The sequence below is a fragment of the Xenorhabdus khoisanae genome (genome assembly GCF_001037465.1).
GTDB classification, from domain to species: domain Bacteria; phylum Pseudomonadota; class Gammaproteobacteria; order Enterobacterales; family Enterobacteriaceae; genus Xenorhabdus; species Xenorhabdus khoisanae.
In genome coordinates this window covers 11796-27561 of the sequence record NZ_LFCV01000057.1, presented here as the reverse complement: position 1 = coordinate 27561, position 15766 = coordinate 11796, and the positions used below count along the sequence as shown (strand labels likewise).

The following is a 15766-nucleotide window of genomic DNA, read 5'->3' as shown; positions in this document are numbered from 1 at the left end:
CTTCAGAACCTAGGCCAAGGAGAATAATCTCTAATTTACCATACCAATCTATTTTTTAAGTTTTCTCCATTATATTTATTAAAAATTACAGCATATTCTTCTACATAAAATAAAAATCATTTTGTTGCTAGAGTTTTTCTTTCATCGTAAATATATAAGCGTAACTCATCGTTTATATTGCAACCTATAATACTCCGCGAGCGTCATCCCTTGCACCAATGGTTTCAAAAACTCAAACAATCCTTCCAGATCCCGATAAAGCTGTTCAATCTGTTCCTCATTTTTAAACGTTGGACTGCCTCCCGGCATAAATTCGGAGGAATGCAGCATAAACTCAACATAATCACTGCCAGATGCCAAAGTTTGCCGAACAACAGCTTTCATCTGCTCCAAATTCCCCCCTTTCGGACGCAACCAGTTAACTGATGGTGAACGATGTTTTCCTCTCAATCGATCATATTTCTGCTTAATAAAGTTCATGACCGGAGAATGTTTATACTGAATACTCATCGGAACTTGCAGTAACGAAGAATTTCCTTCTTTGGAAATATCCTGTAAATCCATAAAATAAGCATAAGTAGGGAAATGGCTATAATCTGTACCACCGTTTCCATTAGGGTTTCCCTTGGTAAAGCACCAATTAACTTTAGGGGTAACGGAACAATCTACTTGATATCCATATTCAACCAATAATTGTGCATAATGCTCATTAAATGCCCAGCGACCTGCACGATGACTCAACATCTTTGTCTGGAGTCTTTCTTCCAGAAGATTGGTCATGAAATCGATTTTTGCTTTAATTTGATCTTTCGGATATTCAATCAGATAAGGTTTATAATGCATATCGTCATCAGTCAGGGAAGCTATGGGAGGGCTGTTCCATGCATGCAAATGCATACCTATTTCCCCGGTATTTCTGGCGACTACATCTTTGGCAAATTCGATATAGCTATCATCTATTGCCATTTCATAGTTGGTTAACCAGACTGGTTTGAAACCAAAGCGCTCACAGAGATTCTGAAATCTTGGCAGATAATATGTATTTTTTGTCGAGATCTGCTCCCGATTTTGCCATAGATCATCACCTTCAGTGTCGATCGTGATAATAAAAGCGGGTAATGACATCAATATGCACCAAAATGTGATAGAAATAGTTATTTTAATGGTACGCATAGCAAGCACGTAACGCAATTAGAGAATCCTAACGACGCGATTGAGTGTAAACTTTATCCAACAAGGCAGTCCTGTTGAGGTGGCACTCTGTGATTTTTAAATTAAGATCGCCATATGACATTGATATTCTAAAGAACTCAAAAAATGATAAAAAAAATCAATAAAATCAAACGGATTTTGGTGATTAAATTACAACATCACGGTGATATGCTGCTAGTAACACCTGTTATCAGCACTCTCTCTCATCACTACCCAAATGCAAAAATTGATGTGCTCCTGTATCAGGAAACCTCACCTATGCTGGAAAATTCAACAGAGATTTCTCGTATTTTTTCCATAGACCGTAAATGGAGAGAACTAAGTACCAGAAAAAAATTATGGCATGAATGGACACTGCTCAAAACATTACGGCAACAACACTATGATTTAGTGATCAATCTTGCTGATCAATGGAGAAGTGCCTTTATCACTCGTTTTACTGGGGCACCTATTCGTCTGGCACTTGATTACCCTAAACGACAAAATTGGAAATGGCGTTTCTGCCATACTGAAGTTATACCGACAGATGATCACGATTCATTACATATTGTAGAACAAAACCTTTCTATCCTAAAACCATTGCAACTTCCTTCACTCATCACAAAAGTAACGATGAGTTATAATAGTAAAGATGCAGAATGGGTAAGTGAGACGCTGTCTAAACATCAATTTCCAGAAAAATATGTCGTCATCCAACCTACATCCAGGTGGTTTTTTAAATGTTGGGATGAAAAAAAAATGGCAGAAGTGATAACTTCACTACAAAAGGATGGACACAGTATTATCATTACTGCTGGCCCAGATAAACGGGAATTAGAAATGGTAAATACCATTTTGTCATACTGCCCTAATGATAAAAAATATATCCTTTCTCTGGCAGGGGAATTAACGTTACCCAAGCTGGCTGCATTGATTGACCATGCCAAGCTATTTATTGGCGTAGACTCAGTACCAATGCATATGGCTGCTGCTCTAAAAACTCCCTGTCTTGCATTATTCGGCCCATCTAAACTAACATTTTGGAAACCTTGGCAATCTGTCGGTGAAGTGATTTGGGCTGGCGATTATGGCAATATTCCTCACCCCGACGACATAAAAACCCACACAAACAAACGTTATTTAGACCTAATACCTGTGGATGCAGTCATTTCAGCAGCAAGGAAATATATTTCATGAAACCGTTACGTTTAGCCATTGTCCGTCAAAAATATCGCCCAGATGGAGGCGCTGAACGTTTTGTTTCAAGGGCATTAGAAGCGCTAGAACACCAACAACTTGAACTTAATGTCATTACTCGTTCCTGGCAAGGTATCAGTAATCCCAATTGGCATATTCACTTATGCAATCCCATTAAATATGGAAGAATAAGCCGCGAACGGGGTTTTGCCAAATCAGCGCGAAGATTATGGCAAAAAGAACAATTTGATTTGGTCCAAAGTCATGAGCGCATTGCGGGCTGTGACATTTATCGGGCCGGAGATGGGGTCCATAAGCGATGGTTACTACAGCGCACCCGTATCTTACCAAAATGGAAAGCAAAGTGGCTGTTGAATGATCGATATCATCGTTATGTAATGAATGCCGAGACAGAAATGTATACAGATCCTGCCTTAAAAAAGGTGATCTGTAACGCTGAGATGGTCAAAAAAGAGATCATAGAAGAATTTGGATTAGCTGAAGATAAAATTGTCGTTATATATAACTCAATTGATAATACAAAGTTTTTTCCGGCCGATGAGCCATCCCGCCTACAACTTAGGCAGCAATATCAAATCCCTGCGACTGCAAAATGCTTGATTTATGTTGGTTCCGGATTTGAACGAAAAGGATTATCCGCAGCCATTAAAACCGTTGCCAAAACAGATGATTATCTCTTGGTTATCGGCAAAGACAAAGAGCAGAAAAAATATCAGGAACTTGCAAACACTTTAGGATGTACTCATCGCGTCCGTTTTATGGGGTTACAAAAAAATACACTGCCTTTTTATCAATTGTCTGATGGTTTGCTTCTGCCAACACTCTATGATCCCTTCCCCAATGTTATCCTTGAAGCTATGGCATGTGGTTTGCCTGTTATCACAAGCACTACATGTGGAGGCGCAGAATTCATCAACGAAGGAAAAAATGGTTTTATCTGTGATGCATTAGATATTGAAAAATTAAGGGATGCTGTTCATTCCATTCCTGATAATATATTCGGCACAGATATGTCAATTGCAGCCAGAAACCAGATAATCTCTGCAACCCCTGAGAATTTATCTAAACAATTAATTGATCTTTATCAACGAGTTTTAGCACAGTGAAAGAGCACATTCTTTTTATTATTGATGGGTTGCCAGGAGGAGGTGCTGAGAACGTTACCCTCCGTCTTGCAGCTGGTTTAAATCAATCAAACTACCAAATTTCATTACTTTCACTCAATACTCAGTTGGATTATACCATTCCAGAAGATATTCATTACATTGTCAGTTCAGATAACTATCAAGGGCCATTCAGAAAGCTCAATGAGATAAACCGCAGAGCTAAAGCAATGGATAAAGTTTTATTTAAGCTTTTTCAGGAAAAAGGCAGACCTGCGCTCGTCGTTTCTAATCTGCATAAAACTGATCGTATTGTTGTTAAATCAGAAATCTTAAAAAATTGTAATGTATGGCATTGTATTCATGGTATTTATTCTCAATCATATTTAAGCAACAAGAGTGGCTTTTCTTATTGGATAAAAAAAAGAAAAATCCAAAAAGTTTATAAAAACAGGAACCTCATTTGCGTCTCCAAAGCCGTTGGCGACGATCTGCTAAACAATATTGCAATACGACCCAAGCGGATAAAAACCATCTACAATCCCTTTGATTTTGAGCAAATAAAAACAAAAGCATCAGAAACCAACCCTTATCATGGACTGGATTACATTCTACATGTTGGGCGCTTCCATCAAGTAAAACGTCAGGACAGATTAATAGAGGCTTTTGCAAAAGCAAATCTCCCATGCAAGCTGCTCATAGTGGGAAAAGGTTCCAAGGAAATTGAAGAGAGTCTAAAAGTAAAAATCCATGAGCATGGGTTAGATGATAAAGCTATTTTGGCGGGTTTTTACTCTAACCCACACCCGATTATCAATGAAGCAAAAGCAGTTGTTATCAGTTCAGACAGTGAGGGTTTACCAACAGTATTAATTGAAGCATTAATTTGTCATACTCCGATTGTCAGTACTGATTGCCCTGGTGGTGTCAGGGAAATAATGACAGGTGAGTTGAAAGATTATCTATCCACGCTTGATGCGGATTCTTTAGCGAAAAAAATACAACTTGCTTATGATTCCCCCCCACACATCACAGATAAGATGTATGACAAATTTGAAGCACACTATATACAGAAACAATATATTGAATTAATAGAAAAATAAGTAAACAACTCTCGTTCATAAGTAAACAGGGACTGCATTTTACACACTTTCTTCAAGCCAATGTGATACTATAGCCGCAGTCTATGTCAGTGAATTTGATAGAATGTTGCTTCGCTTATATCAGGTACTTCTCTACCTTATCCAACCAATTATCTGGTTACGCTTGCTGCTGCGCAGCCGTAAATCACCTGCGTACCGAAAACGCTGGGGGGAACGTTATGGTTTCTGTGCCAAAAAAGTTACCCCCGGTGGAATTTTACTGCATTCCGTCTCTGTCGGAGAGACATTGGCTGCCATTCCGTTAGTGCGGATTTTGCGACATCATTATCCTTTTTTGCCCATAACGATAACAACCATGACACCGACTGGTTCTGAAAGGGTTCTGTCTGCACTAGGCTCGGATGTTAATCATGTATATCTTCCCTACGATTTGCCCGGTTCAATGAGCCGTTTTCTTGATAACGTCAATCCAAAGCTAGTGATCATTATGGAAACCGAGTTGTGGCCAAATCTGATCACTCAGTTGCACCAACGCGAAATACCATTAGTTATCGCCAACGCAAGGTTATCAACCCGCTCTGCTGCTGGGTATCAAAAAATTAGCAGCTTTATTAAGACCATTTTAAATAAGATCACACTGATTGCTGCGCAAAATCAGGAAGATGGAGACCGTTTTATCGAATTGGGATTAAGGCGTTCCCAACTCTCTGTGACCGGCAGTCTTAAGTTCGATATTTCTGTGACGCCGGAATTGGCGGCCAAGGCCATCACACTACGTCGCCAATGGGCTCCTCACCGCCCTGTATGGATTGCAACCAGCACCCATGACGGGGAAGAAAGCATCATTCTGGATGCACATTGCAAGCTACTCAAACAATTTCCCGATCTCTTGTTAATTTTAGTACCTCGTCATCCTGAGCGTTTCGGTAAAGCTGCTGAGCTGACACAAAAAGCCGGGCTGAACGCGATATTGCGGAGTGCTGACACAATCCCGGGTGCCAATGTGCAGGTAGTCATTGGAGATACCATGGGCGAATTAATGCTTTTGTACGGAATCGCTGATTTGGCTTTTGTCGGGGGAAGCCTGACAGAGCGTGGTGGACATAATCCTCTGGAAGCGGCAGCACATGCTATTCCCGTTATTATGGGTCCGCATACATTTAATTTTAAAGATATCTGTGCCAAGCTGGATAAAGCTGACGGGCTGATTACTGTCACGGATAGCCAATCATTAAGTTCAGCCATCAACAGCCTGCTGACAGATGAAGATTACCGACTCTATTATGGCCGTCATGCCGCAGAAGTCCTGCACGAAAACCAAGGCGCACTTCAGCGCTTGCTAAAATTACTGGAACCTTATCTCCCGCCAAGGAGCCATTGATGGGTGCGCAAAAACGTCTGTCCGTTGTCATGATTGTTAAAAATGCGTCCGACTTGATTGAAGATTGCCTGCTTTCCGTAAATTGGGCAGATGAAATCATCGTGTTAGATTCCGGCAGCACCGATGAAACCTGCCAGATAGCCAGTGAGATGGGCGCAAAAGTCTACACGAATACCCAATGGCCTGGTTTTGGCCGCCAGCGGCAGCTCGCTCAATCCTATGCCAGCGGCGATTACATTTTTATGATTGATGCTGACGAACGCGTGACTCCAGAATTAAAAGCATCAATTGAACAAGTCTTAGCCAATCCTGATGACAAGAAAGTCTATAGTTGTTCACGCCTGAATCTCTTTATGGGGCGGTTCATGAAACACAGCGGCTGGTATCCCGATAAAGTTATTCGTCTCTATTGTCGTGAACGTTATCAATACAACGACAATCAGGTTCATGAATCCCTTGATACTCAAGGTGCGTCCATCGTGACACTAAAAGGCGACTTGCGTCATTTAACCTGCCGCAATCTGATGGAATTCCAGCAAAAACAATTGAATTATGCGAGAGATTGGGCAAAACATCGCTACGAACAAGGCAAAAGGACTCATTATTTTTCTATCTTCAGCCATACGTTAGGCGCATTTTTCAAAACCTGGCTATTAAGGGTGGGCTTTCTTGATGGTAAGCAAGGGTTAGTGTTAGCTATGGTGAATGCTCAATATACATTCAATAAATATGCTGCACTTTGGGAATTGACTCAAACAAAGAGTAAAAAATGATGAAAAGAAAAGCGATTTATCCCGGTACCTTTGACCCCATCACTTACGGTCACCTTGATATCGTTACTCGTGCAGCCAATATGTTCGATCATGTTCTACTGGCTGTCGCCAATAGTGACAGAAAAAATCCGATGTTCAGTTTGGAAGAACGCGTTGCTTTGGCAAAAGAGGCCACTGCCCATCTGGAGAATGTCGATGTGGTTGGATTTTGTGAATTAATGGTCAATTTTGCCAAAAAACAACAAGCTACCATCTTAATTCGCGGGGTACGTTCTGTTTCCGATTTTGAATATGAGTGGCAACTTGCCAATATGAACCGACATTTTATGCCGGAGCTGGAAAGTGTCTTTTTACTGCCTTCTCAAGATCTATCCTTCATATCCTCATCCTTAATCAAGGATGTTGCACGCCATGATGGTGATATTTCATCATTCCTGTCTGAGCCAGTTGCTCAGGCAATGCGACAGAAATTAGATAAGTAATATCATTATGCCGGGGGCATCTTTCTTAGCCCCCAAGCCGCTTTAATGCTGGCATTGGCGACAAAAAAACGTACTGCGCTGCCCCAATTTTACACTTTCAATTTTCTCACCACTTTCTCCGCCACATCGCGGGCAAAGTTCGCCTTTCTTGCCGTAAACAAACAATTCCTGAGCAAAATATCCCGGTTTACCATCAGATTGCAGAAAATCTTTCAACGTCGTTCCGCCTTGTTCTATCGAACGTTGCAAGATCTGTTTAATGATATCGGCCAATAAATAGGCCTCCTGCTGCGTCAGTGAATTTACGGGACGTTCAGGCAAGATACGCGCAACGAACAACGCTTCATTGGCATAAATATTTCCAACACCAACAACAACTTTGTTATCCATTAGCCAGGGTTTGATAGCTGTCTTTTTGTTACGGGAAAGGGAATAAAGGTATTCACCATCAAACAAATCAGAAAGAGGTTCAGGGCCTAAATGAGCCAGTACAGAACACTCGTTTAGATTGTCACTCCACAACCATGCACCAAAACGCCGGGGATCGGTATAACGGAGGATTTTACCATCGGCCATAATCAAATCGACATGATCATGCTTTTCCGGCGGAAATTCATCTAACAAAATACGTAAACTGCCCGACATACCCAGATGAATAATAATCCAGCCTTCAGGCAGCTCAAGCAATAAGTACTTTGCCCGACGCTGAACACTGAGTACGGGCGTATCTGAAAGTTTCATGATTTGCTCGGCAACAGGCCAACGCAAACGCGAGTTTCTGACCTCGGCATATTGGATTACATTACCAACCAAGTGAGGTTCAATCCCCCTACGGCTGGTTTCCACCTCTGGTAGCTCCGGCATACCGACTCCTTGAATAAATTGTCTACGACATCACATCTCAGCAGATTACAATACCGTTTTCATGTATTATTTGCAGCCAAATTTGGTTGGGATAGTTGAGAAAATAGATTAATCACTATGCTTAATATAAAAAATAGCTTTGCCATAATTAACAGCAAGAAGTCCTTATGGAACTTATCCATTGTTGGGCTGTATATTATTCTTGTTTATCTGCCTGATATCACAAGATATAAAAATCTTGTCATGATCCTGATCTGTATAACAGCACTATACTATTTGGTAAAAGACTTTCTCCAAGTAGTGAATTCGCTACGGGGTCATTTATTCTTATCCATTTTACTGTTTGTTCTGGCGATGCTCTATTCTGTTGGGATCTCAATTGACCCTGCTTTGAGTTTCAAAGAAATGAACAAACCTATCTTAAATGGATTATTACTATTCAGTTTTACTTTCCCCATTGTGCTGTATCAAGAGAGCAAAGAACGCATTGCGAAGATGATTCTGGTTACGTTTATCATCGGGATGATCGCTATTTCACTGGCAGACATTGTGAAATACATCATCAACTACCACGCAACGGGGGAAATACCATTTACAAATTACAATCACCGTGAATTTTCCTACGGGTTTATTTTTTATTTCCCTGTATTGTTATGTAGTTGGGCGTTATGGAAAAAACACTCACTGCTAAGTTGGTCACTCTTGATTATCGCCTCAGCGATTAGTCTATTCTTGCTGCTTGGAACACTTTCTCGTGGAGCCTGGGTTGCCATTGTGGTAGCGACTGTATTTATCATCACGATTAACAAAGAGTGGAAACTCACTCTCACCGCTGTAATATGTTTGGGATTATTGGCTGGTGCCACACACTGGGTAACTGCATCTAACTCAAATACCCGGTTACTGATCCATAAACTAACCCAGACAGACAGTAGTTATCGCTATAGCAACGGTACTCAAGGCTCAGCATGGTCTCTAATCATGGAAAACCCCGTCAAGGGATATGGTTTTGGCAATAAAGTTTATCATCAGGTTTATAATAGCCGAGTGGCAGACTATCCTGATTGGACATTTAGAAATTCAATTGGCCCACATAATGTCTTTTTATCTCTTTGGTTCTCCGCAGGCATTCTCGGCCTGATAATAACACTCGTGATGATAGTCTCAGCACTACTGACGGGAAGCCGAATCATTCGCCAACACAGTGGTGTCACTCGGCAAGCGGCACTTATCCTTCTAACAGCTTTCATTAGCTTGTTCATTGTCAGGGGCGCTTTTGAAAACGCCTATATCAATGAGATAGGTATCTTATTTGGCTTAATAATTGCGTTGTATAACAAAAAAACAATCGAAAAGAAAATAAATTAATCAACAAAATACCAGTCCATGCACAACGAGTAGCATGGTCTGGTTTTATATGTTTCTTAGTTCAATTAGGTGATCACTGAAACTAGGTGTCACTGAAACAATTTTTCCGCCATCACTTTGGTAATCAACTTAGCCCGTTGATCCCAGTTAAAACGTTCCGCAACCAGTCGTTGCGAATGCTCAATTTTTGCTTTCATTTCAGCGGGATTATTAATCAGCCATTGGATTTGTTCCGCAAAACTTTCTGCATTCTCACTATCAGCAAAATTTACTGCTTTTTCATCAACAGCATCGCGAATAGAAGGAAAGTCAGAAATAACCACGGGTTTCCCCATGGACATATATTCAAAAAGCTTGAGAGGGGAGGTGTAACGACTGCCGATACTGGTTTTCGTTAGTGGTAGAACACAAATGTCATTATCAGCGATAACCTGAAAGCGTTTCTTAGGTTGAACAAAACCAAGGAAATTAACCTTATCATTTACGCCAATCTGTTTGGCAATTTGTCGTAATCGTTCAATTTGCTCAGAAGTCCCACCAGCAATATTCAACACAACATTATCAAGATAAGACATCGCCTTCATTACGGTAGGAACCCCCTTCCAGCGATGTAAACTGCCTAAATAAAGCACCTGAGTTGGAATCCCTGTTTTATGTTCTCTGTCAGAAAGCATCTGTTTAGTAGATTCAACCGCCAGCATATCAACGCCATCAGGTGCCACAACAATAGGCGTTTTGACACCATACTGCTTGTAAATATCTTCACGCAATAGTGAGGTCAGAGCAAAAACAGCCGTAGAGCATTCATAAACCTGCTGTTCAATTTTTCTCAGTTTCTGATATTTACGCTGGTTTCTACGGCTGACCAGATCATGGGACTCTTTGAATGATTGCGCAAATACTTCGTGGCTTTCAAAAAAATGAGGAATACTCGGGTGATTACACAACAGGTAATTCGCCATCTTTATATTGCGGGTAAAAACAGCATCAACCTGATTTTCTTTGAGCCAGCGAGAAACCTGAATATAAAACAGTTTCTGAGTATTCAAAGGGAAATACCATTTTCTGCGTATATTATGTAAGGCAATTAGCTCTGATGCAGGTGGTAATGATCGCCCAAGAATCTCCTCAACCTGACTTTGGCCTTTTGGGGTAATCAAGCAAACATTATGGCCCTGACGGGTAAAAGCATCTACATTCTGCAAAATTTGCAGTGATGCAACCCGATAATCCGGGACAGGGTAAGGATCAATATACGCAATTTTCATTATTTTTTGATAGCGTTTAATAAGCGATTCGCTGAATGTTCCCAAGTATACATCGTTTCAATCCTCTGACGGGCATATTTGCCCATCTCTTGTCCTCTATCCGGTAGAGACAAGAGATGATTAACCGCATCGGCAATAGCCGAGGCATCGCCAGGGGTTACCAGAATACCAGCTTGATTCTCATTACCAACTACCTCAGGTATTCCTCCAATATAACTGGCAATCACAGGACGCCCACATGCCATCGCTTCAGCAATAGTGATACCAAATGCCTCATCGCCAATGCTGGGGAAAATACCCGCGTTCCCCGCAGCGTAAAATTCAGGTAATTGATCATGGCCAACAGGTGGATGAAAAATGACAGATTCTTCCAATTGCAATGCAGAAACTCGTTTTTCCAGCAGTTTCAAATCGTCACCTGCACCAATGATCAATAACTTTACATCTTTATCCCGCAGTAAAGCTATTGCATCAATGGCTACTTTCATTCCTTTCCAGCCCACCAACCTGCCAGCAAACGTTAACAGGAATGTCTCTTCACTGATGCCTAATCGAGTTCGAACTCCAGAGTCAGCAGGTTTAAATTTATCGATATCCACGCCATTATAAATGACGCTTGGAAATTGCTTAAAGTGATGCTGGATTTGCCAGGCATTGAAATGACTACAGGCAACCCATGCAGATATTTTCTTACCTAATAGCCTATCCCCTTTAAAAAAACTGGTTCCACCACTCATATAGCAAAATTTAGTGGGGGATGTTTCAGGCATCATTCCAGGCCAGAAGAAATCAAAGGGTTTGGTCAAAATCACCCAATCAAAATTCTCGGCAATAACAGCTTCGCGGGCATGACGGGCAAAAGAATAGCGCTCAACAATGCGTTGAAAACGACGCCCAATATTAAGCACTCTTTCTCTGGGAACAAACGGGAAAGTATGAACATGGATATCTCGTCCACCTAATGTTGGGCGAACATCACCCGTACCACCAAAAATATGGATTTCATGCCCAGCATCCGTCAGAGCCTTAGCCAACTCCCAAACTGCAGTTTGAATGCCACCATACGACATGGTAACAGTCACATCGATAAATCCTATTTTCATTTTATTCATTATCCTTTCATTCGCTTTCCAGCAAGTTCTGAACAGAACACCAAACTTGATCCACCGATATTGCTGACATTGTATCTTTCCGGGTTGCCTGATTGTAATCTGCCGGATGTTCAATTACTGCCAATTTGGAGTGTTGCTGAGGAGCGAGAAGAAAACGGCCGGGATGGAAACGGCAACCATGGGTATCCCCAATGCTCCCGCCAGATGAGTCGTTCCAGTATCAACACCAACGTATAAATTAAGCTGACTCATTATTGCCGCGTTCTGGCGCATTGTCGTTTTGCCCGCCAACGATGAACATCTGCTTGTTCCCAGTTTTTCAGCGAGCGTTCGCGCACTCTCTTCACCATCTTTACTGCCCAACAGTAAAATATGCGCATGCGGGTAATCGCGATAAATACGTTGGGCCAATTCGTAAAAGTGTTCTACAGGCCAATCACGGTAGGCTTTTGCCGGAAAACTCTGTAGCTGAAAACCAATTTTCAATTGCTGTTTTAATCCCTGCCTCCGAAGAAAATCTCTGGCATATTCCTCTTCACTCAGGCTCATACAATACTGCAAGCGCCAATCAGTTACCTCAACCCCAAGAGCATTAATCAATAAAGCGCGTTCTTGCTGCGCTGGCATAAGTTCCTGCGGTTTCGCCACAGTGTACTCATTGGATTTTGCATCAGAGATAGGCGAAAAATACACCGTTAATTTTGCTTGACGTTTGGCGTATTGTAACAATGGCTTATCATTGCTATATACCAAGGCCAAATCATAATTCCGACGAGAAAACCATCCGCTCCACTTGGCCTTTCCTTTCGAAAAAGCCTTTAATTCGTTTATTTCCGGTATATTTTCAAGGATTTCTTTTGTTTTTTTATGCGCAAATATATCAATGTTTGCTTTCGGCCACTTTGCTTTCAATGCACGAATGACGGGCGTCACCAGTAAGGTATCACCAAAACGAGCAATATTTATAATTAAAATATTTTGGGGTTGCATAATAATGAACATTAAGTTGTTAATTCAAGCATTGGCCTGAAAGCGCTATATAACAAAGACTGAATAACGAAGCACTATACAACAAAGCGATTGGGTGTTCTATTTAACGATAAATAAACGTGATAGCCATATGAAATTAAATTGAATATGTTTCATATGGTTAAAAAAATATCATCGCTTACTATCCATACTACGATAAAAAATAGACTCCATTTTTTCTAACATATTATCCATACCAAATAAGTCAGTGGCCCGCTTTAATGACGCATTCCCCATTTGTAAACGCAGCTCTTCATCACTGATTAACAAATCCAATTTTTCTGTTAATTGTTCAACATCTTTGGGTTCGATAATAAATCCTGTGTCTCCATCAATCACTGCCTCTGCAATCGCTCCCACTGATGTAGATACGACAGGCAATCCACATGCCATCGCCTGCATTATGCCTTGTGGCACACCTTCATTGCCGAAAGAAGGCAAAGCGAATATATCCATCGCATTCAAACAATCAGGAACATCCTGGCGATTGCCAAGGAAAATAACACTCTCAGTCAAGCCTTCCTGATGAACATAGGGTTCTAAATTCTTTCTCTGAGGGCCATCCCCCACAAACAATAACTGCCAGTCTGGATAGCGTTGGTGCAGGATTTTCCAACTATCAAGTAAATAACGATGTCCTTTCCAAGTTCTCATCGTAGCAACAATACCAAGCGTAGGCTTGTTTTCGATGCCAATACGCTCACGGCTCTGCTGCTTGTTTTCAGGATGAAAGCGCGTCAAATCGATCCCTGTTGGTACAGAAGTCATATGAGAAAGTGGATAAGCATTATGAGAATGCAGATATTGACGCAATTTTTCCCCGGTTGTCACAATATGCTGACAAGAGCCCAAATATAACCAACGAGTTGCTATAGATGTTGAAACATGGGTTGAAACATGGCGGGTTCGGACTATCGCAGGCGTATCTTTTAATGTGGCACATGCCGCAGCTACCAGCCAGGAGTCCGTGGAACTATGCGTATTGATTACATCAAATCGACGGCCTTCTGTCTTTAGCCAACGACGCATTGCCCGTAAGCAAGAAAGGCGTTTTTTTTCAATCGGCAACGCAATGACAGGTACACCATAATGGTGGGCTTCACGGTGAAGGGTTGAAGTTGGACAACAAACGATAACGACATGGTGACCACGTTGCATCATGCCCTGAGATTCGGTCAGGATACGAATCTCCTGCCCTCCCCAACCACACGATGATTCTGTGTGTAAGATATTCAAGGTCTTTTTAGCCATTTTAGAGTCACGCCTGACGGTTAAGCATTAAAAACGCGTTAGTATAACCGAACAGTGTATGACGTCCACGCATAACCTGATTTCCCTCAGGCTATTGAGGCGCTATTGACAAACAGATATAAAAAAACCCAGCATAATGCTGGGTTTTTTTAATCCACTAAAATTATTTAATTTTAGCTTCTTTGTACATTACATGCTGACGAACAACTGGATCGAATTTTTTCATTTCCAGTTTTTCAGGCATAGTACGCTTGTTCTTCGTAGTGGTATAGAAGTGACCAGTACCAGCAGAAGAAACTAGCTTAATTTTATCGCGAATACCTTTAGCCATTTTTCAGCTCCTTAGAACTTCTCACCGCGGGCACGCAGTTCGGCAAGAACTGTATCGATACCCTTTTTGTCAATCACACGCATACCTTTAGCAGATACACGCAGAGTTACAAAGCGTTTCTCAGACTCAACCCAGAAACGGTGAGAGTGCAGGTTAGGCAGAAAACGACGCTTAGTCGCATTTAATGCGTGGGAGCGGTTGTTACCACTCACCGGGCGTTTGCCAGTAACTTGGCAGACTCGGGACATGTCTATTCTCCAAAAATCAAATCAGCTCGAGCTTTGTATTGGGTGTGACCGCCTCGTCAGGCTTAGGAGCCCATCTCAGCACATTTTCGTTACTAAAAAAATGCCTTTATTCTTTACCGGAAAGAACGCACTGAAAAGATTCACATTTTCTCAGTAAAAAACTTACTGAGATAGGCTCTTCTCGTCAAACCCAAGATCCTCAAAGGTGGCGTAGTATACGCCCTCATTCGTTTATGCTCAAGTCCCGAACAACTAAGATCTGATCGTATAGTGAAAAAACCGTATTAAATCCAGCCCCTTTCCATAAATGAAACACAATATTGCTTACCAATGACGATATGATCCAAAACTTTAACACCAACTAAGTCACAAGCCTCAATAATTTTTTCTGTCACTAATTTGTCTGCCAGACTCGGTTCTGGATTGCCGGAAGGGTGATTGTGGGCAAGAATGATTGATGCTGCATTAACTTTAACCGCCTGTTTCACGATTTCACGCGGATGAACTTCAACTTTGTTTATCGTTCCTTTAAACATTTCATCATGGCAGATGACTTTATTCTGATTCGTCAAAAACAGTACTACAAATACTTCCCGATCCTGCCAAGACAACAAGTCCTGCAAATAATTTTGAGTCATCGTAGGGCTGCTCATGATATCTTCATGAACAAACTGACTGGAGAAAAAACGTTTTGCCAGTTCAGATACCGCCTGCAATTGGACATACTTACACGCCCCCATGCCCTTATGTGAACAAAAGTCGGCATAATCAGCAGATAGCAGATGGTAAAGCGAGCCAAATGATTTCAAAAGATAATCCGCCATTTGCACAACAGGAACACCTCTGGTGCCTGTACGCAAAAAGATAGCCAGCAACTCAGCATCCGTCAGAGAAACCGCACCATAAGCCAGCAGCTTTTCCCGGGGAGCAAGATTTGAATGCAATTCATCACTTTTCTCCATCATCGTGATATCCATATACCCCTCCCCTCAATAATTCATCCAAAATTCACGTACTCACATTCACGTATTCACTATCCCATGA

16 protein-coding genes are annotated in these 15766 nt (G+C 41.4%); 7 read left to right on the top strand and 9 right to left on the bottom strand.

Translation table 11 applies throughout. The annotated features are described in order from the left end of the window. Positions 1 to 165 precede the first annotated feature (165 nt). Positions 166 to 1125: a polysaccharide deacetylase family protein gene (locus tag AB204_RS09650; protein ID WP_047963166.1), complete on the bottom strand. Its 960-nt coding sequence runs from the start codon at positions 1123 to 1125 to the stop codon at positions 166 to 168. A gap of 192 nt (positions 1126 to 1317) precedes the next feature. Between AB204_RS09650 and rfaQ the strand changes: the two genes are divergently transcribed. The 6 genes from rfaQ (at position 1318) to coaD (ending at position 7251) form a co-directional block, all read left to right on the top strand. Next, positions 1318 to 2388, top strand: coding sequence for a putative lipopolysaccharide heptosyltransferase III (gene rfaQ / locus AB204_RS09645; protein ID WP_047963165.1), 1071 nt, complete (start codon positions 1318 to 1320; stop codon positions 2386 to 2388). After that, positions 2385 to 3515: a glycosyltransferase family 4 protein gene (locus AB204_RS09640; protein ID WP_047963164.1), complete on the top strand. Its 1131-nt coding sequence runs from the start codon at positions 2385 to 2387 to the stop codon at positions 3513 to 3515. The genes rfaQ and AB204_RS09640 overlap by 4 nt, the downstream gene beginning before the upstream one ends. Then, positions 3512 to 4615 (top strand): glycosyltransferase, encoded by a 1104-nt coding sequence (locus AB204_RS09635; RefSeq protein ID WP_047963163.1) that lies wholly within the window; start codon positions 3512 to 3514, stop codon positions 4613 to 4615. Before AB204_RS09640 ends, AB204_RS09635 begins: the two co-directional genes overlap by 4 nt. Positions 4616 to 4718: 103 nt before the next feature. Beyond that, on the top strand, positions 4719 to 5996 hold the full coding sequence (waaA, locus tag AB204_RS09630) for a lipid IV(A) 3-deoxy-D-manno-octulosonic acid transferase (RefSeq protein ID WP_047963162.1): 1278 nt from the start codon (positions 4719 to 4721) through the stop codon (positions 5994 to 5996). Beyond that, positions 5996 to 6769: a glycosyltransferase family 2 protein gene (locus tag AB204_RS09625; RefSeq protein WP_047963161.1), complete on the top strand. Its 774-nt coding sequence runs from the start codon at positions 5996 to 5998 to the stop codon at positions 6767 to 6769. Before waaA ends, AB204_RS09625 begins: the two co-directional genes overlap by 1 nt. Then, positions 6769 to 7251 (top strand): pantetheine-phosphate adenylyltransferase, encoded by a 483-nt coding sequence (gene coaD, locus AB204_RS09620; RefSeq protein ID WP_047963172.1) that lies wholly within the window; start codon positions 6769 to 6771, stop codon positions 7249 to 7251. The genes AB204_RS09625 and coaD overlap by 1 nt, the downstream gene beginning before the upstream one ends. Positions 7252 to 7293: 42 nt before the next feature. Here the strand turns inward: coaD and mutM are convergent, their stop codons facing one another. Next, on the bottom strand, positions 7294 to 8115 hold the full coding sequence (mutM, locus tag AB204_RS09615) for a bifunctional DNA-formamidopyrimidine glycosylase/DNA-(apurinic or apyrimidinic site) lyase (protein ID WP_047963160.1): 822 nt from the start codon (positions 8113 to 8115) through the stop codon (positions 7294 to 7296). Positions 8116 to 8232: 117 nt separating this feature from the next. On the opposite strand from mutM, the gene rfaL reads away from it, so the two are divergent. Further along, positions 8233 to 9483 (top strand): O-antigen ligase RfaL, encoded by a 1251-nt coding sequence (rfaL, locus tag AB204_RS09610; RefSeq protein ID WP_047963159.1) that lies wholly within the window; start codon positions 8233 to 8235, stop codon positions 9481 to 9483. 89 nt (positions 9484 to 9572) lie between these two features. On the opposite strand, the gene AB204_RS09605 is transcribed toward rfaL, so the two are convergent. From AB204_RS09605 to radC, 7 genes are all read right to left on the bottom strand, one after another. Further along, positions 9573 to 10751: a glycosyltransferase family 4 protein gene (locus tag AB204_RS09605; protein WP_047963158.1), complete on the bottom strand. Its 1179-nt coding sequence runs from the start codon at positions 10749 to 10751 to the stop codon at positions 9573 to 9575. Continuing rightward, on the bottom strand, positions 10751 to 11854 hold the full coding sequence (locus AB204_RS09600) for a glycosyltransferase family 4 protein (protein ID WP_047963171.1): 1104 nt from the start codon (positions 11852 to 11854) through the stop codon (positions 10751 to 10753). Before AB204_RS09600 ends, AB204_RS09605 begins: the two co-directional genes overlap by 1 nt. Positions 11855 to 11977: 123 nt before the next feature. Next, positions 11978 to 12853 (bottom strand): glycosyltransferase family 9 protein, encoded by an 876-nt coding sequence (locus AB204_RS09595; protein WP_235428061.1) that lies wholly within the window; start codon positions 12851 to 12853, stop codon positions 11978 to 11980. Positions 12854 to 13024: 171 nt separating this feature from the next. After that, positions 13025 to 14143, bottom strand: coding sequence for a glycosyltransferase family 4 protein (locus tag AB204_RS09590; RefSeq protein ID WP_047963157.1), 1119 nt, complete (start codon positions 14141 to 14143; stop codon positions 13025 to 13027). Positions 14144 to 14306: 163 nt separating this feature from the next. Next, positions 14307 to 14474: a 50S ribosomal protein L33 gene (gene rpmG, locus AB204_RS09585; RefSeq protein WP_010847629.1), complete on the bottom strand. Its 168-nt coding sequence runs from the start codon at positions 14472 to 14474 to the stop codon at positions 14307 to 14309. A gap of 11 nt (positions 14475 to 14485) precedes the next feature. After that, on the bottom strand, positions 14486 to 14722 hold the full coding sequence (gene rpmB / locus AB204_RS09580; protein WP_047963156.1) for a 50S ribosomal protein L28: 237 nt from the start codon (positions 14720 to 14722) through the stop codon (positions 14486 to 14488). A 284-nt stretch (positions 14723 to 15006) separates the two neighbouring features. Next, positions 15007 to 15699, bottom strand: coding sequence for a RadC family protein (gene radC / locus AB204_RS09575; RefSeq protein ID WP_047963155.1), 693 nt, complete (start codon positions 15697 to 15699; stop codon positions 15007 to 15009). Positions 15700 to 15766: the final 67 nt, after the last annotated feature.

Bases quoted from the DNA above. Each gene is read 5' to 3' on its own strand.
- AB204_RS09595 (WP_235428061.1), bottom strand. From the start codon at position 12,853: ATGCAACCCCAAAATATTTTAATTATAAATATTGCTCGTTTTGGTGAT.
- coaD (WP_047963172.1), top strand. From the start codon at position 6,769: ATGAAAAGAAAAGCGATTTATCCCGGTACCTTTGACCCCATCACTTAC.
- radC (WP_047963155.1), bottom strand. From the start codon at position 15,699: ATGGATATCACGATGATGGAGAAAAGTGATGAATTGCATTCAAATCTT.
- rpmB (WP_047963156.1), bottom strand. From the start codon at position 14,722: ATGTCCCGAGTCTGCCAAGTTACTGGCAAACGCCCGGTGAGTGGTAAC.
- mutM (WP_047963160.1), bottom strand. From the start codon at position 8,115: ATGCCGGAGCTACCAGAGGTGGAAACCAGCCGTAGGGGGATTGAACCT.
- AB204_RS09590 (WP_047963157.1), bottom strand. From the start codon at position 14,143: ATGGCTAAAAAGACCTTGAATATCTTACACACAGAATCATCGTGTGGT.
- AB204_RS09640 (WP_047963164.1), top strand. From the start codon at position 2,385: ATGAAACCGTTACGTTTAGCCATTGTCCGTCAAAAATATCGCCCAGAT.
- rfaL (WP_047963159.1), top strand. From the start codon at position 8,233: ATGCTTAATATAAAAAATAGCTTTGCCATAATTAACAGCAAGAAGTCC.
- AB204_RS09625 (WP_047963161.1), top strand. From the start codon at position 5,996: ATGGGTGCGCAAAAACGTCTGTCCGTTGTCATGATTGTTAAAAATGCG.
- AB204_RS09600 (WP_047963171.1), bottom strand. From the start codon at position 11,854: ATGAAAATAGGATTTATCGATGTGACTGTTACCATGTCGTATGGTGGC.
- AB204_RS09650 (WP_047963166.1), bottom strand. From the start codon at position 1,125: ATGTCATTACCCGCTTTTATTATCACGATCGACACTGAAGGTGATGAT.
- rpmG (WP_010847629.1), bottom strand. From the start codon at position 14,474: ATGGCTAAAGGTATTCGCGATAAAATTAAGCTAGTTTCTTCTGCTGGT.
- waaA (WP_047963162.1), top strand. From the start codon at position 4,719: ATGTTGCTTCGCTTATATCAGGTACTTCTCTACCTTATCCAACCAATT.
- AB204_RS09605 (WP_047963158.1), bottom strand. From the start codon at position 10,751: ATGAAAATTGCGTATATTGATCCTTACCCTGTCCCGGATTATCGGGTT.
- rfaQ (WP_047963165.1), top strand. From the start codon at position 1,318: ATGATAAAAAAAATCAATAAAATCAAACGGATTTTGGTGATTAAATTA.